This is a genomic window from Hymenobacter sp. M1-2, assembly GCF_057808495.1.
In genome coordinates this window covers 187364-210937 of sequence record NZ_JBTYZO010000005.1, presented here as the reverse complement: position 1 = coordinate 210937, position 23574 = coordinate 187364, and the positions used below count along the sequence as shown (strand labels likewise).

At 59.0% G+C, this 23574-nt stretch carries 15 protein-coding genes; 14 read left to right on the top strand and 1 reads right to left on the bottom strand.

Annotated elements, in window-relative coordinates:
• Positions 1-24 precede the first annotated feature (24 nt).
• The 6 genes from ACYSMN_RS07115 to ACYSMN_RS07090 all read left to right on the top strand — a co-directional run bounded on the left by ACYSMN_RS07115 (position 25) and on the right by ACYSMN_RS07090 (position 8041).
• Positions 25-1959, top strand: a complete 1935-nt coding sequence (locus ACYSMN_RS07115; RefSeq protein WP_488923159.1) for a glycoside hydrolase family 13 protein — start codon at positions 25-27, stop codon at positions 1957-1959.
• 44 nt (positions 1960-2003) lie between these two features.
• On the top strand, positions 2004-2438 hold the full coding sequence (locus ACYSMN_RS07110) for a GxxExxY protein (protein ID WP_488923158.1): 435 nt from the start codon (positions 2004-2006) through the stop codon (positions 2436-2438).
• Positions 2439-2455: 17 nt separating this feature from the next.
• Positions 2456-3163 (top strand): SDR family oxidoreductase, encoded by a 708-nt coding sequence (locus ACYSMN_RS07105; RefSeq protein WP_488923157.1) that lies wholly within the window; start codon positions 2456-2458, stop codon positions 3161-3163.
• A 179-nt stretch (positions 3164-3342) separates the two neighbouring features.
• A complete protein-coding gene (locus ACYSMN_RS07100; protein WP_488923156.1) occupies positions 3343-5199 on the top strand; it encodes an alpha-amylase family glycosyl hydrolase in 1857 nt (618 codons plus the stop codon).
• A 121-nt stretch (positions 5200-5320) separates the two neighbouring features.
• Complete coding sequence (locus tag ACYSMN_RS07095; RefSeq protein ID WP_488923155.1) at positions 5321-6730, top strand: MFS transporter; 1410 nt, start codon at positions 5321-5323, stop codon at positions 6728-6730.
• A 210-nt stretch (positions 6731-6940) separates the two neighbouring features.
• On the top strand, positions 6941-8041 hold the full coding sequence (locus ACYSMN_RS07090) for a glycosyltransferase (RefSeq protein WP_488923154.1): 1101 nt from the start codon (positions 6941-6943) through the stop codon (positions 8039-8041).
• A gap of 478 nt (positions 8042-8519) precedes the next feature.
• Here the strand turns inward: ACYSMN_RS07090 and ACYSMN_RS07085 are convergent, their stop codons facing one another.
• A complete protein-coding gene (locus ACYSMN_RS07085; protein ID WP_488923153.1) occupies positions 8520-8930 on the bottom strand; it encodes a hypothetical protein in 411 nt (136 codons plus the stop codon).
• A 158-nt stretch (positions 8931-9088) separates the two neighbouring features.
• On the opposite strand from ACYSMN_RS07085, the gene ACYSMN_RS07080 reads away from it, so the two are divergent.
• The 8 genes from ACYSMN_RS07080 to mnmG all read left to right on the top strand — a co-directional run bounded on the left by ACYSMN_RS07080 (position 9089) and on the right by mnmG (position 23485).
• A complete protein-coding gene (locus ACYSMN_RS07080) occupies positions 9089-10921 on the top strand; it encodes a family 10 glycosylhydrolase (protein ID WP_488923152.1) in 1833 nt (610 codons plus the stop codon).
• A 357-nt stretch (positions 10922-11278) separates the two neighbouring features.
• Positions 11279-14314 (top strand): M16 family metallopeptidase, encoded by a 3036-nt coding sequence (locus tag ACYSMN_RS07075; RefSeq protein ID WP_488923151.1) that lies wholly within the window; start codon positions 11279-11281, stop codon positions 14312-14314.
• Between the two features lie 852 nt (positions 14315-15166).
• Positions 15167-18586 carry a DUF4175 family protein gene (locus ACYSMN_RS07070; RefSeq protein WP_488923150.1) on the top strand — a complete coding sequence of 1140 codons (3420 nt, stop codon included), beginning with the start codon at positions 15167-15169 and terminating at the stop codon, positions 18584-18586.
• A gap of 43 nt (positions 18587-18629) precedes the next feature.
• A complete protein-coding gene (locus ACYSMN_RS07065) occupies positions 18630-19082 on the top strand; it encodes an ATP-binding protein (protein ID WP_488923149.1) in 453 nt (150 codons plus the stop codon).
• Positions 19083-19100: 18 nt separating this feature from the next.
• Positions 19101-19586 (top strand): rRNA maturation RNase YbeY, encoded by a 486-nt coding sequence (gene ybeY / locus ACYSMN_RS07060; protein ID WP_488923148.1) that lies wholly within the window; start codon positions 19101-19103, stop codon positions 19584-19586.
• 693 nt (positions 19587-20279) lie between these two features.
• Positions 20280-21005: a GNAT family N-acetyltransferase gene (locus ACYSMN_RS07055; protein WP_488923147.1), complete on the top strand. Its 726-nt coding sequence runs from the start codon at positions 20280-20282 to the stop codon at positions 21003-21005.
• Positions 21006-21285: 280 nt separating this feature from the next.
• Entirely contained in the window at positions 21286-21555 is a 270-nt protein-coding gene (locus tag ACYSMN_RS07050; RefSeq protein ID WP_488923146.1) for a hypothetical protein, read from the top strand.
• A gap of 61 nt (positions 21556-21616) precedes the next feature.
• Positions 21617-23485 carry a tRNA uridine-5-carboxymethylaminomethyl(34) synthesis enzyme MnmG gene (mnmG, locus tag ACYSMN_RS07045; RefSeq protein ID WP_488923145.1) on the top strand — a complete coding sequence of 623 codons (1869 nt, stop codon included), beginning with the start codon at positions 21617-21619 and terminating at the stop codon, positions 23483-23485.
• Positions 23486-23574 lie beyond the last annotated feature (89 nt).

Here is a 23574-nt window from a genome sequence, read left to right as displayed (position 1 = left end):
TCTGACTCAATTCCCACTGCTCCCATGATTTCACCCCGATTCCTGCCTTTGCTGGCCGGCGCGTTGCTGGCTGCTGATGTACTGGCGGCACCTGCCGCCCAGGCGCAAAACCCCGCCACGCTGGCCCGGCTGGGCGCCAGTGCTGCCGTGCTGGCCCCCAATGCCGCCAAACCCGCAGGCATTGAGCGCATCGACCCGGCCTTCTGGTGGGTGGGCATGAAGAATCCCAAGCTCCAATTGCTGGTGCACGGGCCGGGCATTGGGAGCAGCCAGGTGAGTCTGCGCTACGACGGCGTGACGCTGGACGGCACGCAGAAGCTGGAAAACCCGAACTACCTCATCGTCAACCTCACCATTAGCCCCACAGCTAAGCCGGGGCAGTTGGCACTAGAATTCAAAGGCGCCAAAAAGGTAACTTATAAGTACGAGCTGCGCGCCCGCACCACGCCCCAGGACCCCACCAAAGTGCAGGGCGTAAACACCGCCGACTTCATCTACCTGCTGATGCCGGATCGGTTTTCGAACGGCGACCCGAAAAACGACGTCATCAAGGGCATGAAGGCGCCCGGCGTGGCCCGTGACTCTATGTACGCCCGCCACGGCGGCGACCTGAAGGGCATAGAGAACCACTTTGACTATCTCAAGCAGCTGGGCGTAACGGCTATCTGGCCCACGCCCATCGTGGAAAACGACCAGCCCAAAGCCAGTTACCACGGCTACGCCCTCACCGATTTCTACGCCGTCGACCGCCGCTACGGTACCAATGCCGAGTACGCGGCTTTCGTGCAAAAAGCGCACCAGCAGGGCCTGAAAGTGGTGCACGACGTAGTGCTCAATCACATGGGCACCCAGGGCTACCTGGTGAAAGACGCACCCGCCAAAGACTGGTTTCACCAGTGGCCCGCCTTCACGCGCAGCAACTTCCGCGACGCCGCTTTCAATGACCCGTACGTGTCGGGCTACGACCGGAAGCAGTTTGGGGAAGGCTGGTTCGACACCACCATGGCCGACCTCAACCAGAGCAATCCGCTGGTGAGCACCTACCTGATTCAGAATTTCCTGTGGTGGGTGGAGTACACTGGCCTCGATGCCTATCGGGTGGATACCTACACGTACTCCGACCGTAAGTTCTTGATGGATTGGGGTAAAGCCATTCTGGATGAGTACCCCAAGCTGGGCATGTTTGGCGAAACCTGGGTGCAGGGCACGGCGCAACAAGCTTACTTCGCCCGCAACGTGCTGCCCGAAATTGACGGTTTCAAGAGCAACCTGCCCAGCGTGCTCGACTTCCAGAGCCAGTATGCCATCAACGAGGCCCTGACCAAAGATGCTGGCTGGACGGAAGGCATCAACAAGATGTACTATACTCTGCAAGCCGACTGGCTCTACGAAGACCCCATGCGCAACGTGGTGTTCCTCGACAACCACGACATGAGCCGCTTCTTGTCGGTGATAGGGGAGGACCTGGCCAAGTACAAGATGGGCATTGCGTGGCTGCTCACCACGCGCGGCATTCCGCAGCTATACTACGGCACGGAGGTCCTGATGAAGAATTTCAGCAACCCCGACGGCAAAGTGCGTGAGGACTTCCCCGGCGGCTTCCCCGGCGATAAAAAGAACCTGTTCACGACCCGCACCGGCGCCGAAGCGGAGGCTTTCAACTACGTGAGCAAATTGGCACAGTACCGCAAAACCCACCCGGCGCTGCACGCGGGCAAGTACATGCACTTCATCCCGGATGCCGGCGTGTACACCTACTTCCGCTACTCCGACGCGGGCACGGTGATGGTGATGATGAACTCCGGCAAGGACGAGAAAACCGTGGACATGGCGCGTTTTGCGGAGCGGCTTAGCGGCTTTTCTTCGGGGGTAGAAATTACTTCTGGGGCAGCTATTTCAGACTTGAAGACGGTGAAGATTCCGGGGCGGACGGCTTGGGTGGTGGAGTTGAAGAAATAGGTGCTTTTGTTTTTGGCCCGCAGAGGGCGCAGAGGTTTACGCAGATGACGCAGAAGCACGAGAATGATGTTTCTTATTTGGTTCGGAAAGCGGCTTTCACTATTCATACTGAGCTGGGACCGGGGTTATTGGAGTCGGTGTATGAAACGCTGATGTGCCATGAGTTGCGCAAGCATGGTCTGGATGTGCAAGCGCAGGTTCCGTTGCCGGTGATATATGATGGGCTGAAGCTTGAAAATGGTTTCCGCATGGATTTGGTGGTTGAAAACAAAGTAGTGGTGGAGTTGAAATCCGTTGAAACCCTGCTGGAGGTCCACCACATGCAACTGTTAACCTACCTCAAACTCTCCGGCCACAAACTGGGCTTGCTGATTAACTTCAACGTACCCTACATTAAAGCCGGCATTTTCCGCAAAGTCAACGGCCTGCCAGAACAATCTGCGTCCTCTGCGCCTTCTTCCGCGCCCTCTGCGGGCTAAAAAACAACTGAACAACTATGACCGACCTAACCGACCAAGTAGCCATTGTAACCGGCGCCAGCCGCGGCATCGGGCGCGCTATTGCCTTGCTCCTCGCCATGCAAGGCGCCAAAGTGGTAGCCGTGGCCCGCTCCGCCCAAGAGCTGGAGGAAGTAGCTTCCAAAACCCAGGGCCTCGCCATCCCCGCCGACGTATCTGACGCCGACGACGCTCAGAACGTAGTGGATGAGACCCTACGCCGCTTCGGCCGCCTCGACATCCTCATCTGCAACGCCGGCGTAGGCTCCTTCAACCTACTAGAACACTTCGACGCCGCCGAATGGGACCGAATGTTCGATGTGAACGTGAAAGGCACTTTTCTGCTCTGCAAAGCCGCCGTACCGCATTTCAAAGTCCAGAAGAAAGGCCACATCATCGGTATTGCCTCCGACGTGAGCAAGCGCACCTTCGCGCACGGCACGGTGTACGGGGCCAGCAAATACGCCCAGGACGCATTGCTCGGCAGCCTGCGCAAGGAAGTTCGCCCGCACGGCATCAAAGTGAGCACCATCTACCCCGGCCTCGTCGATACCTATTTCAACGATGCCCAGCCCGGTGCGCCAGAGGTCGAGAAAACCCACCTCAAGCCTTCTGATATTGCTCAGGCCGTGCGCTACGTACTCGAAGCCCCGGCTCATGTGGTAGTGGATGAGCTAATGCTGCACCCGCTCACGCAGGAGTGGTAAGAGCTTGACGTGCAGTCGTATGTGAGGATACAGCACCTAACATCAAGAGGCTAAAGCAGGAAACAAGATCGGGCTCTACATCTGGGAAATATCATGGATGAAAACCCGGCTGATAATCTTTTTGCGTTAGCTCTCCGCCATATCAACACATCTGCACATTAAGCCTATATTGCCCTATTATGAGAAAACTGCTACTGCCAGCCGCGGCCCTTTCCCTGGGCTTAGCTTCTTTTTCGTCTCTTCTTCTGACCTCACGAATTCCTTCTGCTGTGGCCGAATCCGTTTCCCTGCCGGACCCGAACACCACCGACGAGGTGCCCAAGGACAACAAGATTGTCGTCTACCAACTGATGACGCGTTTGTTCGGCAATAAAACCAGCCTCAACAAGACCTACGGTACCGCCCAGGAAAATGGGGTGGGCAAGTTTAATGATGTTACCGATAAGGCGCTGCAGGAACTCAAGAAGATGGGTGTCTCGCACGTGTGGTACACCGGCGTGATTGAGCACGCCACCATGACCGACTACACCAAGCTCGGCGGCCCCGGCCCCGATGATGCCGACGTGGTGAAAGGCCGCGCCGGCTCGCCCTACGCCATCCGCGACTACTACGACGTGGACCCCGACTTGGCCGTGAACGTGAAGACGCGCATGCAGGAGTACGATGCTCTCATCAAGCGCACGCACGCCAACGGCCTCAAGGTGCTCATGGACTTCATTCCGAACCACGTGGCCCGCACCTATAAGTCGGATGCCAAGCCGGCTGGGGTGCTGGACCTGGGGGCCGCCGATGAAAGGAGCAAGGCTTTCGCGCCCAACAACAACTTCTACTACCTGCCCGGCGAAAGCCTGACCGTGCCGAAAGCGGGCAACCCGCTGGGTGCGGCCCTCGGCCCTAAAGAAGACGGCAAGTTCTCGGAAATACCCGCCAAAGCCACGGGCAACGACGTATTTACGGCCGCGCCGAAAGTGGACGACTGGTACGAGACCGTGAAGCTGAACTACGGCGTCGATTACCAGCACGGCCGCAAAACCTACTTCTCGCCCATCCCCGACACGTGGAAGAAGATGCGCGACATTCTGGTGTACTGGGCGCAGAAAGACGTGGACGGCTTCCGCTGCGACGTGGCCGAAATGGTACCCGTGGAGTTCTGGGCCTACGTGATTCCGGAGGTGAAAAAGATAAACCCCGACATCATCTTCGTTGCGGAGGCCTACAACCCCAAGGAGTACAAGCGCTACCTCACGCAAGGCAAATTCGACTTTCTCTACGATAAGGTTGGCCTCTACGATGCCTTGCGCCGCCTGATGCGGGGCGAAGGCAACACCGAGGAACTCACCAAAGTGTGGAAGGAAGAAAGCAACGGCTTCTCCTCGCACATGCTGCGCTTCCTGGAAAACCACGACGAGCAGCGCATTGCCTCCAAAGATTTCGCCACTGACCCGCGCACGGCCATTCCGGCCATGACGGTGGCCGCTACGCTAGCCTCGGGCCCCGTAATGCTGTACATGGGCCAGGAAGTGGGGGAGCCAGCGAATGGCGTAGCGGGCTTCAATACCGGCGACGGCCGCACCACCATTTTCGATTACTGGGGCGTGCCCGAGCATCAGAAGTGGATGAACGGCGGCAAGTTCGACGGCGGCAAGCTCGACGAGAGCCAGAAGCAGCTTCGCGACTTTTACGTGCGGTTGCTCAACCTGTCTAGCACCAACGAGGCCATCCGGAAAGGCAAGTTCTACGAGCTCCAGGACGCCAACAACCTGAGCAAGAACTACGACCAGAAGGTGGTGTACACCTACCTCCGCTACACCGACAAGCAGCGCCTCCTAGTCGTGGCAAACTTCAGCCGTGACAAAACAATGACTCCGACCATCGAAATTCCGCGGGAAGTACGGCAGCGTATGGGCCTCGACCCCAACTTCTTCTGCACCTACACCGATATACTCAACAATACCCCGCCCACCGAGTATTTAAATCTCACCCTGGCTCCACTCAGCGCCTACGTGTTTGAAATCAAACCAAAAGGCGAGAAGTGAGATTTCTAAAGTAGTGAGTAGGAAGTACTGAGTATTGAGACGCCGCTCTTTTATTGTCTCAATACTCAGTACTACCTACTCACTACTAACAAAACGTTCTACCTCATCCCCCAATTCCCACATGGCAATTAGCGTAGCAGCGCCTGCGAGTAGCACCCGCAAAAAGCCCCGCCTGAGTTTCTGGCAAATCTGGAACATGAGCTTCGGCTTCATGGGTATTCAGTTCGGTTTTGCCCTCCAGAACGCCAATACCAGCCGCATTTTCTCCAATCTGGGCGCTAACGCCGACGACATTCCGATTCTGTGGGTGGCCGCGCCGCTTACCGGCCTGCTGGTGCAGCCCATTATTGGGTACATGTCGGACCGGACGTGGAGCCCGCGCTGGGGGCGGCGGCGGCCGTTTTTCCTGGTAGGAGCTATTCTGGCCTCGTTGGCCATGCTCATCATGCCCAATTCGCCTACCCTCTGGATTGCGGGCGGCATGTTGTGGATAATGGACGCCAGCATCAACATTTCGATGGAGCCTTTCCGCGCTTTCGTCGGGGATAAGCTGCCGGGCGAGCAGCACACCAGCGGCTTTGCCATGCAGTCGTTTTTTATTGGGATTGGGGCGGTGGTAGCATCGTTGCTGCCTACCATTCTCACCAAGTTTGGCGTGGCCAATGAAGCGCCCAATGGCATCGTGCCCAATTCCGTGAAGTACGCCTACTACCTCGGCGCGGCGGCCTTCTTACTGTGTGTGCTCTACACTGTGTTTACGACCACCGAGTATCCGCCAGAAGACTTGGAAGCTTTTGAGCGAGAAAAGAACTCCGTGACGTTTGGGCAGGGAGTGAAGGAAACGTTTTCGGGGGTGCTGCACATGCCTAAGGTGATGAAGCAGTTGGCCTCGGTGCAGTTTTTCACCTGGTTCGGGCTGTTTTGCATGTGGATTTTCACTACGCTCGCCGTAACCAAGCACCTCTACGGCACCACCGATTCCAAGTCGGCGGCATTCAATGAGGGCGCCAATTTTGTGGGCGAAGCCTTTGCCGTCTACAATGGCGTATCGGCGGTGTTCAGCCTAATGCTGCCCTGGATTGCGCGCAAAGTGAGCCGCAAGCTCACGCACATGCTCTGCCTGACGGCTGGCGGTTTGGGTTTGGTGTCGGTGGCCTTCATCACGGAGCCCTGGATGCTGCTCATCTCGATGGTGGGCGTGGGCGTGGCCTGGACTTCCATTCTGTCGGTGCCGTACGCCATGCTGGCGGGCTCCATTCCTTCGCATAAGATGGGCCATTATATGGGGGTTTTCAACGCCTTCATTGTAACGCCGCAGGTGTGCGCCTCGCTGGGTCTGCCGGCCATCATGCGGCAGTTCCCGAGCCTCGACCCACTGAACGTGGTAGTACTAGGTGGCGTGCTGATGATTATTGGCGGCCTGCTGACCCTACGCGTCGCCGATGATGAAAAGATTCGGTTGCCGCTCGTGCCGGAGCCGCCGCTTACGCCCGCTTACGACCCTGGCACTACGCCTAATCCGCGCGTCTGAAACGCTTGATACTCATTCATAAAAAAGCCCCGGCTGCCGTTGCAGCTGGGGCTTTTTTATGGCCTTATCCGTATTTCCATCAAGCTCAACTGTGTTAAAATCAGCATTTAACACTGCAACAGTTGGCGGGCTGCTATCCGTATCCCTGTTACCTCGGGCTTCTCGTCTCTCTGCCGGAAAGTGCCACCGCCGGGGTATCACCCGTTGCTTATGCTCTTTCTGACGCTGTTTTTCACGCTGTTTTTCGGCTTATTCCTTACTGTATTAGCGCTGCTGGTTTTCTCCCGGCGAGCCCCAGCTCCGCTCCAAGCCCGGCCACGAGTGAGCATTCTGATAGCAGCCCGCAACGAGCAAGCTACCATCGAGCGGTGCCTGACTTCGCTCACCCAGCTCAACTACCCGGCTGAGCTGCTGGAAATTCTTATTGCCGACGACGACTCCACCGACAACACGGCGGCCGTAGTGGCGCGCTTCATTGCCGACAAGCCTCATTTTCGGCTGCTGCTGGTGCGGCACCGGCTAGGCACGGCCCGCGGCAAAAGCAACGCCCTCGCTCACCTGAGCCGGGCCGCCACCACCGACTATTTCCTCTTCACCGACGCCGACATGGCCCTGCACCCCGACTGGGTACAGGCCATGCTAGGCGCCACCACTGACCCACGCGTGGGCATCGTGACGGGCATCACTACGGCCAACAGCAGTGTATTTGGCCGGCTCCAGGGGCTCGATTGGCTTTTCGGCCTCAACCTCATTCGCCTGCTCTCCGATTTAGGTCTGCCCGTCACGTCTGTGGGCAACAATATGCTCGTGACGCGCGCGGCCTACGAATCCATTGGGGGCTACGAGGCATTGGCCTTCAGCATCACGGAAGACTTGCAGCTCTTCAATAAAATTGTAGCGCAGGGCTGGGACTTCCGCAACCTCTGCGCCGCGCGCGTGCTAGGCGTTACGGTGCCGCAGCCCACGGCTCTGCACCTACTGCGGCAGCGCAAACGCTGGATGAAAGGCACCGTGCGGCTGCCTATGCACTTATCGCTGCTATTCGGTCTGTATGGGGTGTTTTACCCGGTGCTATTCTGGCCCGGCTTACTGCCAGTCACGGTTGCGCTGGGGTTATACGGAGTCAAGATCATCTGCCAAACTCTGTTTCTGCACCTTACGCTCCGGCAAGTCGGCCGCCGCGAGTCCTTGGGCGTGCTGCTGCTTTACGAGCCTTATCTGTGCGTGATGTCGTTGGCGGTGTTGGGCTACACCATCTGGCCTAGCTACATCTGGTGGAAAGAGCGGCAGTACCAATGGGCCGAGGGTTGAAAAATTATTCCTGACTAGCTGCTTCCGAGCAGTTATGATGGTGCGGGCTTCCGTCTGCTGCTCTCAAACTTCTCCAACCGCCGATGTTGGGTGTAGTCGAAGGAGCAGCCGGTGGGAGCCCGCGCTGCTCCCATTCGGTCCACATTCAGTTTCAGAAACGGTAAATAACCTCAGTTGCGGAGTCGATCAATGAGCCCCAGCGGGGCGGCATATCAGTAGTTATAGTGTATCCCACCGTTCTCAAGCCCCATCGGATTGACACAAATTGTTGGACGATTTGTGTCGCCCCGATGGGCCCTGAGATGCCTTTATGGTCTGTATTTCTACCTATATGTCGCCCCGCCGGGGCTCATTGATCGACTCCGAAATCGGAACAGTAATCGAAGACTATGTCGTCTGGCTCCCCTCTCCCTTAGGTAACGCGCATAAAGCGTTTGCAGGGGGCCGGGAGTGAGGCCCCTAACAGAACGACCTCTGATTAACCCTTGCCCTGCAGCCACTCCTGCGCCGCCTGCTCTTCGGTGAAGGCGCGCACAGCCACGGCGTCTACCAGGTCAGTGGCCATTTCTTCGGCCAGGCGCTGGTTGAGCAGCTCGGAATGATAAGGCGTTACAAGGTAGGCCAAGCGGGGGCGGGTGCCGGGCAAAGCCGCCGCCAATGAGGCCCGGAAGCTGTGCATCAGCCACCGAAAATCTGCCGCGCTGGCTAGGCCCCGACTACGCAAGTCGATGAGCCAGCGACCTACTTTCTCGCGACCAGCCAAGTCCAGCGCTACTCGATAGCCGTGCCGGTGCTCCTCCGACGTTGCTGGCCGCGTCCAGCGCAGCACCAGCTGCCCTAGATCGGGACGGTGCGTGAGCAGTAGATATTCGAGGTTAGCAACGAGCATAGCGTAAGGGCAGAAGATGCGTAAAGATAACCAGCGGCGGCTGTCGAATAACTATCAAATTGATGAATATGATGTGAAGCTGGCACCGTAGAAAGCACTAGATTTAGCTCACCGACATCATCGGAAACGCCATTCTCATCACTCTCTCCCACCTTTCTATGACAACACTCTACCTTTCGCGCCGTGCCTTGGGGCTGGCCATCTTCCTCCTACTGACCGTGGTCGCCCGCGCCCAGTCGCCGGCTCCGAAGCGGGAATTACGCGCCGCCTGGGTGGCCCACGTTTTCAACCTCGACTGGCCCAGCAACAAAACCCGCACGCCTGAGCAACAGCGTCAGGAGTTTCGCGCCCTGCTCGACAGCCACCGCCAAAACGGCATCAACGCGGTGGTAGTCCAGATCCGGGCTGCTGCCGATGCGCTGTATCCGAGCACGCTGGAGCCCTGGAGTGAGTGGCTGACCGGCACGCAAGGCCAGGCCCCGAACCCACCTTATGATCCGCTGGCCTTTATGGTGCGCGAAACGCACCGGCGGGAAATGGAGTTTCATGCTTGGCTGAACCCGTACCGCGCCCTCACCAACGCCACCACGGCCAGCGTGGCGCCCAACCACGTCACGGTGCTGCACCCGGAATGGGTGGTGTCCTACGGTACGCTGCGGGTGCTGGACCCCGGCCTGCCCGCCGTGCGCCAGTACCTCGTGCGCGTGGTGCTGGACGTGGTGCGCCGCTACGATGTGGACGCCATCCACTTCGACGACTATTTCTACCCCGCCCCTCAAACGGGCCTCACCTTCAACGACGACGCTTCCTTTGCGCAGGACCCGCGCGGCTTCACAACCAAAGCCGCCTGGCGCCGCGACAACATAGACTTGTTCGTGAAAATGGTGTCGGACAGCATCCGTGCCGTGAACCCACGGGTGAAGTTCGGCATCTCGCCGCCCGGCGTGTGGCGCAACGGCACCAGCGTAGGCGGCACCGCCACCACTGCCTTCCAGAGCTACTCCGACATCTTCGCCGACTCGCGCAAGTGGCTGCGCCGCGGTTGGGTGGATTACCTGGCACCGCAGGTGTATTTCGCCATTGGGCAAACGGCCGCCAACTACGCCCTCATTGTGCCGTGGTGGAGCCAGCAGGTGAACCCCGATACCGCGCGCCACGTGTACATCGGGCAGGCGGCCTACCGCATAAGTGCCACGGCCACGGAGCAAGGTTTCCGCTCGCCGAGCCAGTTGCCGAGCCAGATCCGGCTGCTGCGCCAGCAGCCCAATATCCAGGGCAGCATCTACTACAAAACCACCGACTTGCGCGCTAACCCGCTTGGCTTTACTGACTCATTGCGCCAGGACTTCTACCGTTACCCGGCGCTGGTGCCCACCATGCCCTGGAAAGACAATGTACCGCCCACCGCGCCAACAGGCGGTATCTGGTTCGATCCATATGGTCTCTTCGACATATCAATTGAGTGGCGGCCCGGCCCCCCGGCCGCCGACGGCGAGCGAGCCCACCAGTACGTGGTATACCGCATACCCTACCACCCTGGCCCGATTACGGCCGCCGACCTTGCCAACCCGGCCCACATTCAAGCCATTACGGACACCACGGTCTACCACGCATTCGTTACATCCACAATACCTTACCTGTACACCGTCACGGCTCTGGACCGGTTACACAACGAAAGCGCCCCGGCCAACCTGTTGGTTCTGTTGCCCACCACGCCGGCCGCTCGCCTCGCGCCGCAGCTGGAGCCGGCTCATCCCAACCCCTTCGCCTCCGAAACCCGCCTGGCTTTCACGTTGCCCACCGCCGGCCCCGCCGACCTGCGCCTGCTCGATCTGGCTGGTCGTGAAGTCATGGTACTGGCCTCTGGCTCCCGCAGCGCCGGCCGCCACGAGCTGATGCTACGCGCCGCCGATTTGCCCACTGGCCTCTACGTAGTGACACTGCGCACAGCCAGCGGAGTGGCGCGGCAAAAGGTGCTGCTGGCCCGGTAGTCCACCGGTCTGCTGGCTTTTCGCCGGCTGACCGGTCGCCGCATGCTGAGGTTGTTACGTTGGAGGCGATAGTGTGCCGCCGTTTATCTTGTTGAGCAGTTCGCTTATCCTTTGACCTTGTTCTGGGGGCGCGGGCATCAGCTGGCGGCGACCCCAGAACAAGGTCAAACCACAGTTAGCCTCCTGGCAAAACATAGCACCGCCTCATCAAAACTAACGCTCAACAACTTCAGCACGCGGCGACCGGTCAGCTGGCGGAAAAGCCAGCAGACCGGGGCAGAAACTCGCGTGCGTCTTTTTGGGTTGAGGGTGCGTCTGTTGGACGTATTTTCCGCTTCTCATCACTTCATTTTTCGCATGACCTTTAAACCGTTTTGGCTGCTTGGCCTGGGCCTCGCGCTGGCTGCACAGCCGCTGGCCGCCCAGCAGAAACCCGCCGCCAAACCTGCTGCTACGGCGGCCACGGGCACCCGCCTCGTTGAGAAAGTGACCCGCAAGGGCAACGAGCTGGTGATTCCCTACGAGAAGTACGTATTGCCCAATGGCCTCACGCTGCTCATCCACGAAGACCATTCCGACCCTATTGCCCACGTCGACGTGACGTATCACGTGGGTTCGGCGCGGGAGCAGATTGGCAAGTCGGGCTTCGCGCACTTCTTTGAGCACATGATGTTCCAGGGCTCCGACCACGTGGCCGACGAGCAGCACTTCAAGCTGGTGACGTCTTCGGGCGGCACGCTCAATGGCACCACCAACCGCGACCGGACCAACTACTTCGAAACCGTACCCAGCAACCAGCTCGAAACCGCGCTCTGGCTCGAAGCCGACCGCATGGGCTTCCTGCTGGATGCCGTGACGCAGAAGAAATTTGAGGTGCAGCGCGCCACCGTGAAAAACGAGCGGGGCCAGAACTACGACAACCGCCCGTATGGCCTAGCTGGCGAAAACATAGCCAAGGCCCTGTATCCCTACGACCATCCGTACAGCTGGCTCACTATCGGCTACCTCGAAGACCTGGACCGTTCCGACGTAAACGACCTCAAAAACTTCTTCCTGCGCTGGTACGGTCCTAACAACGCCACCGTAACCGTGGGCGGCGACGTGAAGCCGGCCGAAGTAGTGAAAATGGTGGAGAAGTATTTCGGCTCCATCAACCGCGGCCCGGCCGTGCAGGAGATGAAGTTGCCCGCGCCGGTACTAACCCAGGACCGCTACGTGAGCTACCAGGACAACGTGCGCTTCCCGATGCTGCAAATGGTGTTCCCGACGGTGCCCCAGTACCACCCCGACGAAGTACCCCTCGACGCGCTGGCCAACATCATCGGGGGCGGCAAAAACTCGCTGCTCTACAAGAACCTCATCAAGACGCAGAAGTCGGTGCAGACGCAGGCCTACCATCCCGCGTCGGAGCTGGGCGGCGAGTTTACTATCGTGGCGTTGAGTTTGCCCAGCAAGGGCCTCGATAGCACCGAAGCCGTGGTGCGTGGCACGCTGGCCGAATTTGAGCGCCGGGGCGTTACCGACGACGATGTGGCCCGTTTCAAAGCCAGCCGCGAAGCCGACATCGTGAATGGCCTGGCTAGCGTGAGCGGCAAGGTGAGCCAGCTGGCCGCTTACCAGACGTTTGAGGGCAACCCCAACCGCCTGCCCCAGGAGCTGAAAGCCCTGCGCGCCCTCACCAAAGCCGACGTGCAGCGCGTCTACAACCAATACATCAAAGGCAAAAAAGCCGTGGTGCTGAGCGTAGTGCCCAAAGGCAGCAACGCGCTGGTAGCCAAAGCCGACAATTTCACCGTCTCGAAAGAAGGCTACAAGGCCCCCGCAAAAGACGAGTACGCTGGCCTGCAATACGCTAAAGCCACGGACAGCTTCGACCGGAGCGTACAGCCCAAGGGCGGCGCTAACCCAGTGGTGCAGGTGCCCGCCGTGTGGCGCCAAGAGTTCGACAACGGCTTGCGCATCATCGGCAATAAGAACACTGAAATTCCGACCGTAACCATGCTGCTTACCATTCGGGGTGGGCACCGGCTGGAGCAAACCAACCTCAACAAGGCGGGTGTGGCTTCGCTCACGGCGGCCATGCTGGACGAGGGCACGCAGAAGTACACCGGCGAGCAGTTTGCGGGGGCGCTGGAGAAGCTAGGCAGCGAAATCCAAGCCTATGCCACAGACGACAACACGACCGTAGTAGTGCGCAGCCTCACCAAAAACCTGCCCGCCACGCTGGCGTTGCTGGAAGAGGCGCTGCTGCGTCCGCGCTTCGACCAGGCCGATTTCGACCGGATCAAGAAGCAGACGCTGGAAGGCATTGCCAACCAGAGCACCCAGCCGGTGGCCATTGCCAACAACACCTACGCCCGCTTGCTCTACGGCCCCGGCGACGTGATGAGCCTGCCGGTGGCTGGTTCTACTACCACGGTGCAGGGCCTCACCTTAGACGATGTGAAGCAGTTTCACGCCCAGAACTACGCGCCCAACGTGAGCTACCTCACCATCGTGGGCGACGTGGATGAGAAGGTTGTGCTGCCGCGCCTGGGTTTCCTCAAAACCTGGGGCCGCAAAAACGTGACCTTGCCGGCCGGTAACCCCGCCCCGCAGCCCGACAAGACGCGCATTTACTTCGTGAACAAGGACGGCGCCGCGCAGTCGGAAATCCGGGTGGGCTACCTCACGCCGCTCACCTACGATGCTACCGGCAGCTACTACCGCGCCTACCTGGCCAACTACATTCTGGGCGGAGCCTTCAACTCGCGTATCAACCTGAACCTGCGCGAAGACAAAGGCTACACCTATGGCGCCCGCTCCAGCTTCCAGGCTTCGCGCTACGTGGGTCCCTACACGGCGCAGGCCGGCGTGCGCGCCGATGCCACGGCGGCTTCGGTGAAGGAATTCGTGAAGGAAATCACGGATTACCGCAACGGTGCTACCGATGAGGAGCTACAGTTCTTGCAAGCCTCAGTGGGCCAGAGCGACGCGCTCAAATATGAAACCGGCCAGCAGAAAGCCGCTTTCCTGGGCCGCCTGATAGAATACGATCTGCCCACCGACTACGTGAGCAAGCAGAGCGCCATCCTCAAAAGCCTGAAGCGCGAAGATCTGCAAGCCAGTGCCCAGAAGTACCTGCCCATCGACAAGATGTACATCGTGGTAGTCGGCGACCGGGCCAAGGCTTTTCCGGGCCTCGGGGAGCTAGGCTACGAAGTGGTGGAGCTGGACCTTGATGGCAACCGCGTAGCGGCGCCGGCCGCACCCGCCGCTACGGCTGCCGTAGCACCCGCTCCCGAAACAACTCCTGCCCCGCAGAAGACGAAACGGGTCAAAAAGGATAAGGAGGGCAAAGAGAAGCACAAGCAGAAAACCAGCGAAGACGGTACCTCTGGCAAGGGGAAGTAGATGGTGCCTAGTGCCTAGTGCTTAGTGCTTAGTATGATGGGATGATAATGAGATAAGTGTTAACTCCTTCTTGTTTGATCAATCCTGCTGCATATCAGCTCTTCCATTTGAAAGCCCGGTTCGAGGTTGAACCGGGCTTTTCTTTTTGAGCCGTAGAATAGCGAGGGTAGCCCCAGCGGGGCGGCATGTCGGTAGCCGTGGTGTACCTGCTACCGTTAAAAGCCCCATCGGGGCGGCACTCGGTCAGGCAAGTGTCGCCCCGATGGGGCTTTATCCAATCTTATGGACGATAGTTCTACCGATATAGCGCCCCGCCGGGGCTACCGTGCTTATTACTTCGTAGCGTAGTTCTCATAATAGCAAGGTCTCTCCCGACCTTGCTATTTGTGCTTTTCTAATGCAGCCAAATGTTAGCCCGTATGCAAGGCATAGAGTAGTCATAGACTAGTTTCGGACTTCTCTCGGACTCGGCCAAAAAAGTATTTTGCACCTAACCAGGAAAATCTCTGAAGCAGCGCTGGCTCCTGCTGATGGCGGCGGGAATACTTTTACCAGCGCACGTAGCCGGGCCGATGTTTAGGCAAAACCAAGCGTTGCAGGCGCCGGCCCCGGTCTGCGCCGACAAAGTCGGCAAGACCGGCGGCCCCCAACCGCCCCGGTCTCCGACCGGAGGACGCGTAGCGGCCACGCGGAACCGCGCCACCTGCCATTCTCCACCGCGCTATCAACTTTCGGTTTTCGCGTAGAAGCGCCGGAACCGCTCGGCGGTAACGCCGGTTCTATCGGCGGCGGGTATGCAGCCCGCGCCGCTTAATCCGTATCTTTCCCCGGAGGCCACTAGGGCCATTGGATATGTCTGTGACGCACGAAAACTCTTCTACTTCCTCGGCCCTGCGCGAAGTCCGGGCTCGGCTGGAAGCCTTCAAACGCAAATTCTACCTCTCGCTGCTGGTGCGCGGCGGGTTGGTGGCCGGGGGGCTGCTACTGAGCCTGTTTCTGGTTCTGAACCTGCTCGAATACTTCCTCTACCTCCCTACCTGGGTGCGCGGCGGGCTGCTGTTCGGCTTCCTGGGGCTGGCCGTCTACGCCTTCGTGCGCTGGATTTGGCAGCCGCTGGCCGCCCTCACCAACCTGCGCCGCCTGCTCAGCGACGAGCAAGCCGCCCAGCGCATCGGGCAGTTGTTTCCGGATGTGCAGGACAAGCTCTTGAACGCCTTACAGCTCCAGGACAAGGCCCAGGGCAACGCCCTAATTGCCGCTAGCCTAGAGCAGCGGGCCGGTCAGCTGGCGGGCGTGCAGTTTGAAAACGGCATCAATATCCGGCAGCAAACCCGGCCGCTGTGGAAGTTTGTGGCCGTGCCGGCCGGCGTCATTATGGCCGTGCTGCTGATTTATCCGGCGTTTTTCGTGCAAGGCACCGAGCGGATTCTCAACTACCGCCAGAAGTACAGCCCGCCCGCGCCGTTCCGCTTCATCATCGAAAACAAGGACCTCACGGCTTTCCAAGGCGAAGATTTCAAGCTGCAGGTGAAGGTGGAAGGGCAGGCCGTGCCCAACGACGTGACGATAGAATACGGCGGCCGGGAGCGGCACCTCGTGCAGGACCGGCCGGGCCACTTCAGCTACCAATTTCAGCAGCTGCAAAAAGGCATACAGTTCCAGCTCGCCGCCGCCAATATCACGTCCGACGATTACGACCTCACGCTGCGCCAGCGCCCCAATCTGCGCGACTTTCAGGTGGACGTGACCTACCCGGCTTACCTGGGCAAGCCCGCCGAAACCATCCGCAACACCGGCAACCTCACCGTGCCCGAGGGCAGCACCGTGCGCTGGCGCTTCGCCACGCAGGCCACCGACCAGCTGCAACTGCTCTTCAAGAGCCCCGACGAAACGCTGACCGCGACGCCCGCCGACGAGCAGTTTACGGCGTTGCGGGTGGTGTCCCGCACGCAGAGCTACGCCGTGCGCCTTCGCAATCCGGCCAGCCTCAACCGGGACCCCATCGAATACCAGCTCACGGCCATTGCCGACCAGCTGCCCGAAATCAGCCTCGAAACCTTCCCCGACACGACCTCGCTGCGCTACCTGGCGCTGGGCGGCAACCTGCGCGACGACTACGGCCTCTCGCGCTTGCAGCTGCATTACCGTATCGCAAGCAAGGCGCGGCCTAGCGCGGCGTTTCAGGCGCGGGCCTTGCCGCTGGCGGCGGGACCGGTGCAGTCGTACGCTTACCAGTGGGATTTGCGGCCCTTGAAAATGCAGCCCGGCGACCGGCTGGAATACTTCGTGCAGGTGTGGGACAACGATGGCGTGCACGGCCCCAAAGCCGCCCGCACCCGCGCCGTGGAGTTTCGGCTGCCGAGCCGCGCGGAGCTGCGCGAGCAGCTGAATTCGCAGTCGGAGTCGGTGCAGAGCCAGTTGAGCAAATCGGCGGAGCAGAGCAAGAAGCTGGAGCGCGAGCTGGCCAAAAGTCAGGACAAGCTCAAGACCAAGCGCGACCTGAGTTTCCAGGACCGCAAGCAGCTCCAGGACATGCTGGAGCAGAAGCAGCAGATGGACCAGCAGCTCCAGGACATGAAAAAGATGTTCGACGAGTTGACCCAGAAGCAGAACGAGCTGGACCCCAAGAGCGAGGAGCTGGCCGAGAAAGCCAAGGAGCTGCAAAAGCTGATGGAAAACCTGCTCGACCCCGAAACCAAGAAGCTCTACGAAGAGCTGCAGAAGTTGCTGGAGCAGCAGAAAGACATGAACCAGCCCGACATGCAACGGCTCATGCAACAGCTCGAAAACAAGGAAAACACCATGCAGAAAGAGCTGGAGCGCGCCCTCGAAATGTTCAAGCAGTTGCAGTTTGAGCAGAAGCAGGAAGCGGCCCTCGACAAGCTGGAGCAGCTAGCTAAAGAACAGGAACAGCTAGCCGAGCAGACCCAGAAAAACGACAAGGAAAACCCCGACAACAAGCTCAGCAACGAACAACAAAAAGCGAACAACGAAAAACTAAAGGAGCAGCAGCAGGAGAAGCAGCAGCAGTTTGAGGAGCTGAAGAAGGACTTGCAGGACCTGAAGAAGATGGACGAGCAGCTCGGCAACGAAAACGGGGCCGACGAGATGAAGCCCGAGCAGCAGCAGGTAGACGAGCAGATGCAGGAGAGCGAGCAGCAGCTGGGCAAAAACCAGAACAAGAAAGCCAGCCAAAGCCAGCAGAAAGCCGCCCAGAGCATGAAGCAAATGGCGCAGAAAATGAAGCAGGAGATGAGCGAGGAAGAGCAGGACCAGCAGCAGGAGAATATCGACGACCTGCGCGACATCCTCGAAAACCTGCTCAAACTCAGCTTCGACCAGGAAGGCCTGGCCAAAGATTTCCGCCGGGTAGACCAGAGCGACCCGCGTTTCGTGCAGCTCGGCCAGCAGCAGCGCAAACTCAAGGACGACGCCCGCGTGGTGCAGGATTCGCTGTACGCCCTGGCTAAGCGCGCCTTCCAGATTCAGAGCTTCGTTACGCGCGAAGTAGGCGAGATGAACGGCCGCATCGACGAAAGCCTGGACCATATCCGGCAGCGGGAAGTGGGCCGCGCCACCGCCAGCCAGCAACAGGCCATGACCAGCATGAACAACCTGGCGCTCATGCTGAACTCAGCGCTGCAGCAAATGCAGCAGGAGCAACGCGAAAGCCAGAACCAGCAGCAACAGGGCGACGGCAAGTCCGGCAAGAAAAAGAAAAAGGGCAAAGGTAGTTCGGCCGGTGAGGGCCAGCTCGGCAAAATGCAGCAGCAACTCAACCAGCAAATTCAGCAGCTCCAGCAGAGCGGCAAGCAGGGCCGCGCCTTAAGCGAAGACCTGGCCAAGCTGGCTGCCCAGCAGCAAATGCTGCGGCAGGCTTTGCAGGAACTGGAAAAGCAACAGAAAGGCACTAAGCCCGGCCAGAAAGAAGGCAAAGGGGAGCTCGGCGGTGGCGGCACCGGCGAAGCGAAAAAATTAATGGAACAAACCGAAACCGACCTCGTAAACAAGCGGCTGACGGAGCAGACTATCATGCGGCAGCGCCAAATCCTGACTCGTTTGCTGGAAGCCGAGAAATCGGCACGCGAACGGGACCAGGATGAAAAGCGCGAAGCGCAGTCGGCTCAGAACCTCCCACCTGTTTTTCCGCCCGCCTTTGAACAGTACAAGCGCCAGAAAGACCGCCAGACCGAGCTGCTCCGCACCGTGCCGCCGGCCCTCACGCCCTATTATCAGCGGGAGGTAAGTGAATATTTTCAAAAAATGAAATAGCGTCTCGCTAAGTTTGCGCCCCGCCGCCCCTCACCTCTACCTAATGAAGCAGGTTAAAATCCAGATTCCCTCTCTCGTCGAGAACATCCGCGTAGTGGAGAGTTTTATCGATAATTCGAAAGACACCTTCCACATCGAAGACGATATTTACGGCAATATCATGGTGGCCGTCACCGAAGCCGTCAACAACGCCATCCGGCACGGCAACAAGTTCGACAAGGATAAGAACGTGTATTTGTCGCTGTACGTGAATGAGGACCGCGTAAAGTTTGAGGTGGAAGACGAAGGCCAGGGCTTCGACTATACCAACCTCATTGACCCTACCGCGCCCGAAAACCTCGAAAATCCTGGTGGCCGCGGCATCTTCCTCATCCGTCACCTCGCCGACGAAGTGGAGTTTCACAAGGATGGGCGCAACGTGCAGCTCACGTTCATGCTGCCCACACCGTCGGCTCCCGAGTCGGCCGTTAACGACCTTGAATCGACTTCCTTCTAGTCTCTTTTTTTCGCGGCAATGAGCGACCTGCCTACCACTCCCCATGATCAGGAAGAAGATGATTTCGGGCGCGACGAGGGCCTGGGCATCGAGTTTTTGGTGGAAGACGTAGCCTTCGAGTTGTCCGATGCCGAAGAGCTCACTTCCTGGATTGAGCGGGTGGCGGCCGTGCACGAACACGAAATCGTGCAGCTCACCTACATCTTCTGCTCCGACGAATACCTGCACAAGGTGAACGTGGAATACCTCGACCACGACACCTACACCGACGTCATCACCTTCGACAACGCCGACGACGCCGACATCATCGAGGGCGACATTTTCATCTCCGTAGATCGGGTGCGCGAAAACGCCCAGCTCCACGGCGTCACGTTCCGCGACGAGCTACACCGCGTCATGATTCACGGCGTGCTGCACCTGCTCGGCTACGCCGACAAGGACCTGCTCAGCCAAACCGCTATGCGCAAAAAGGAAGACGACTGCTTGTCGTTGCGCACGTTTTAGCCAGGCGCAAGTCTCGCCTCTGAAGCTGGTTTCAAGAAAACGCCCGCCCAACAGCGGGCGTTTTCTATGTCATGCTGACGACAGGAAGTATCTGATGAACAATCACGAATCCGCTGCCCACCAGCGCATACGGCGGCCCAACATACGTTAAGGGCACTCTCACGACTCATAAACTGGCTGCTACCCCGCGTTCAAAGGCTTTGCCAGCCGTTGTAGCGTTTGCTACACGCGTCGCGACGACACCTACAACCGTCGCAACGGCTCTTACAACCGTTGCAACGACATCTACAACCGTTGTAAACACAGTCACAACCGTTGCAAAAGCAGCTGCAACCGTTGTAGAACAGCTTACATGCGTTGCAAGCCAGATGCAGACGTTGCAAAAGCAGCTACAAGCGTTGCGAACGACCTCGCAACTGTTGCAAGACTGCTTACAAGCGTTGCAAACGACCTCGCAGGCGTTGTAGGACTGCTTACAAGCGTTGCAAAAGGCCTCGCAACCGTTGCAAAACCTGCCGCAACCGTTGTAGAAGGACGTACAAGCGTTGCAAACAGCCTCACACCCGTTATACCTCGCACACTATGGCCGCTGCCGAGGGCCGCATCCCTTGCACGCCGTGCAACCTATTTCGGAATAGGTATCCCTATCTTTCCAGAGAAACTATTTGCTCTGCTTTACCACCGACACCTTTTATGTCTGCCACTCCCACTCACCCACCCATTATCAGGGGCGAGGTGCTGGATTATTACCTGAGTCAGGGATACTACCGGATGCACCAGGATTTATTTACCTGCCGGTTTCTGCCCGTCAACGATGCCTATTATACCGTGCACTGGCTGCGTATCGTGCTGGCCAACGTGAGCTTCGGCAGCGAGCAGCGCCGGCTGCTCCGTCTCAACGCTCAGTTTTCGACTACCATCCGGCCATTCCGGCTTACTGCCGAACTGGAGTCTCTTTACGCGCTTTACCGAAGCTCCATATCCTTCGATGCTCCCGCCACAGTTGAAGAGTTTCTGCTCAATGGCGCCACCACTAACGCCTTCAACACTCAGGTTATCGAAATCCGGGACGGGGCGCAGCTGATTGCAGCTGGCATTTTCGATAACGGCGCCCGCAGCATGGCAGGCATCATGAACTTCTACCACCCCGACTACCGCAAACACAGCCTGGGCAAGTACCTGATGCTGCTGAAAATCGACGAGGCCCGGCAGCAGCAACACAGCTACTACTACCCCGGCTACCTGGTGCACAACTACCCCAAATTCGATTACAAGCTGTTTGCCTGCCAAGCGGCCACCGAAGTTTTCGACAGCGCCAGCGGCTTTTGGTTTCCGTTTTCGTGGGACACAGTAGCCGCTCAATCCGCGAGCCTAATGGCCGACTGGATAGCGGAAGATTTAGCTGATGACAGGGAGTAGCGCGAAGCTCCCGCTTCGCGCATCGTTGCTGATGTCTGAGCCGTAACAACGCTTGTCGTTCAACGATGCGCGAAGCTCCCGCTTCGCGCTACAGAACTTCAACTATCTGGATGCTTTAGCTACCGCAGATAGAAACCACGCAGACACTGCGACTCATCCCGCGCAAAAAACAGCACGACTGCCTATCTTTGCGCACGTTCTGAGAAGGTTAGACCTCGTTTCACTCGAAATACGAAACCGTTTCCGCCGAGCGTGGAAACGGTTTTTACTTTCTGCTTGGATGGAAAAGCAAGTCGGCACATTTGCAGTGGAAGACGCCTTCCGCATCACCGGGCGCGGCTGGATGCTGGCTGGCGCGCTTACGGGTGAGGTTTCAGTTGGCCATCACCTCGCCTTTGCCAGTGGTGCGGTATTGCGCGTGAATGGAGTTGAGATGATCAACACCCTGCGCACTGGCAAAGCGGCCTTGCTGATTCCTTCTCAGTTCAACTCCCGGCAGGAGCTGGTTGACCAGAACATCATCGGGGCTACGGCCCGGATTCTGGAATAACCGCCGGCCGGGCACAATTCGACATTCTTATCTGTTGCTCATCCTCGAACAACTTTCCGCCATGTTTCAGCAAGAAGAGTACGACGTCATTGTAGTAGGAGCCGGCCACGCCGGGTGCGAGGCCGCCGCCGCCGCCGCCAACCTGGGCTCCAAGGTCCTGCTCGTGACGATGAACATGAACACCATCGCGCAGATGTCGTGCAACCCGGCCATGGGCGGGGTGGCCAAAGGGCAGATTGTGCGCGAGGTGGACGCGCTGGGCGGGCAGTCGGGCATCATCACCGACAAAACCATGATTCAATTTCGGATGCTGAATCGCTCCAAAGGCCCCGCCATGTGGAGCCCGCGCGCGCAGAGCGACCGAATGCGCTTTGCCGAAGAGTGGCGCCTCACGCTGGAACAAACGCCCAACGTGGATTTCTGGCAGGAAGCCGTGACAGGAATCGTGGTGGAAAACGACACTGTAGTGGGCGTCAAAACGGCCCTCGGCATCGAGTTTCGCGGCAAGTCCGTGGTGCTTACCAACGGCACCTTCCTCAACGGCCTTATCCACATCGGCGAAAAGCAGTTTGGTGGGGGCCGCGCCGCCGAAAAAGGCAGCACCGGCATCACGGAGCAGCTGCTGGAGCTGGGCTTCGAAGCGGGCCGCATGAAAACTGGCACCCCGCCCCGCGTGGACGGCCGCAGCCTCGACTACTCCAAAATGGAGGCCCAGCCCGGCGACGAAACGCCCAGCAAGTTCAGCTACCTCGACACCCCGGCTTTGGTGAAGCAGCGCCCCTGCTACATCACGTACACCAACGCCGAGGTGCACGAGATTCTGAAGGAAGGCTTCGAGAAGTCGCCCATGTTCCAAGGTCGTATCAAGGGACTGGGGCCACGCTATTGCCCATCGGTGGAGGATAAAATCAACCGTTTTGCGGACAAGGACCGGCACCAGATTTTCGTGGAGCCCGAAGGCTGGAGCACGGTGGAAGTGTACGTGAACGGCTTTTCGAGCAGCCTGCCCGAAGACGTGCAGTATCGCGCCCTGCGCAAAATCGCGGGCTTCGAAAACGCCAAGATGTTCCGGCCCGGCTACGCCATCGAGTACGACTTTTTCCCGCCCACGCAGCTGCAACTCACGCTGGAAACTAAGCGCATCAAGAACCTGTACTTCGCGGGCCAGATCAACGGCACCACGGGCTACGAGGAGGCAGCGTGCCAGGGCCTGATGGCCGGCATCAACGCCCACAACCGCGTGCACGGCAAGGAGCCCTTCATCCTCAAGCGCAGTGAGGCCTACATCGGCGTGCTCATCGATGACCTCGTCAACAAAGGCACCGACGAGCCTTACCGCATGTTCACGAGCCGCGCCGAGCACCGCTTGCTGCTGCGCCAGGACAACGCCGACCTGCGCCTCACGCCGCTAGGCTATGCCCTGGGCCTGGCTTCGGAAGAGCGGATGGAGCGCGTGCGCGAGAAGGAGCAGCAAACCGCCGAAGTAGCGAAGCTGCTCAAGAACTTCGGCATCGAGCCCGCAGAAATCAACGGTTGGCTGACGGAAATCGGCTCGGCAACTATTCACGAGAAAACGCGCGCCGTGAACCTGCTGCGCCGCCCTAACGTGGACCTGCCGGCTCTGGCCCGCGTGCTGCCCGGCCTCACGTTGGCCTTGGCGCCGTACAGCCCGAAAGCGTTGGAGCAGGCTGAGATTCTGGTGAAGTACGAGTCCTATCTGGAGAAGGAGCACCAGCAAGCCGCCCGCGTGCAGGAGCTGGAAAACTTCACCATCCGCGGCCGCCTCGACTACCACGCCATGCCGGCCCTTTCGCACGAAGCCCGCGAAAAGCTGCTCAAGATTCAGCCCGAAACGCTAGGCCAGGCCAGTCGCATCAGCGGCGTCTCGCCCGCCGATGTTTCGGTATTGATGGTGTACCTTGGCCGGTAAAATTTCAGAAGTGAGAACCTAGAAGTGAGAAGTGAGACCCAACCGGTTTTGCTTCTCACTTCTCACTTCTTACATCTAACTTCTAGTTT

What these genes read in the sequence shown, in the direction of transcription:
- ACYSMN_RS07115 (WP_488923159.1), top strand. Translation starts at nt 25, where the DNA reads ATGATTTCACCCCGATTCCTGCCTTTGCTGGCCGGCGCGTTGCTGGCT.
- ACYSMN_RS07110 (WP_488923158.1), top strand. Translation starts at nt 2,004, where the DNA reads ATGACGCAGAAGCACGAGAATGATGTTTCTTATTTGGTTCGGAAAGCG.
- ACYSMN_RS07105 (WP_488923157.1), top strand. Translation starts at nt 2,456, where the DNA reads ATGACCGACCTAACCGACCAAGTAGCCATTGTAACCGGCGCCAGCCGC.
- ACYSMN_RS07100 (WP_488923156.1), top strand. Translation starts at nt 3,343, where the DNA reads ATGAGAAAACTGCTACTGCCAGCCGCGGCCCTTTCCCTGGGCTTAGCT.
- ACYSMN_RS07095 (WP_488923155.1), top strand. Translation starts at nt 5,321, where the DNA reads ATGGCAATTAGCGTAGCAGCGCCTGCGAGTAGCACCCGCAAAAAGCCC.
- ACYSMN_RS07090 (WP_488923154.1), top strand. Translation starts at nt 6,941, where the DNA reads ATGCTCTTTCTGACGCTGTTTTTCACGCTGTTTTTCGGCTTATTCCTT.
- ACYSMN_RS07085 (WP_488923153.1), bottom strand. Translation starts at nt 8,930, where the DNA reads ATGCTCGTTGCTAACCTCGAATATCTACTGCTCACGCACCGTCCCGAT.
- ACYSMN_RS07080 (WP_488923152.1), top strand. Translation starts at nt 9,089, where the DNA reads ATGACAACACTCTACCTTTCGCGCCGTGCCTTGGGGCTGGCCATCTTC.
- ACYSMN_RS07075 (WP_488923151.1), top strand. Translation starts at nt 11,279, where the DNA reads ATGACCTTTAAACCGTTTTGGCTGCTTGGCCTGGGCCTCGCGCTGGCT.
- ACYSMN_RS07070 (WP_488923150.1), top strand. Translation starts at nt 15,167, where the DNA reads ATGTCTGTGACGCACGAAAACTCTTCTACTTCCTCGGCCCTGCGCGAA.
- ACYSMN_RS07065 (WP_488923149.1), top strand. Translation starts at nt 18,630, where the DNA reads ATGAAGCAGGTTAAAATCCAGATTCCCTCTCTCGTCGAGAACATCCGC.
- ybeY (WP_488923148.1), top strand. Translation starts at nt 19,101, where the DNA reads ATGAGCGACCTGCCTACCACTCCCCATGATCAGGAAGAAGATGATTTC.
- ACYSMN_RS07055 (WP_488923147.1), top strand. Translation starts at nt 20,280, where the DNA reads ATGTCTGCCACTCCCACTCACCCACCCATTATCAGGGGCGAGGTGCTG.
- ACYSMN_RS07050 (WP_488923146.1), top strand. Translation starts at nt 21,286, where the DNA reads ATGGAAAAGCAAGTCGGCACATTTGCAGTGGAAGACGCCTTCCGCATC.
- mnmG (WP_488923145.1), top strand. Translation starts at nt 21,617, where the DNA reads ATGTTTCAGCAAGAAGAGTACGACGTCATTGTAGTAGGAGCCGGCCAC.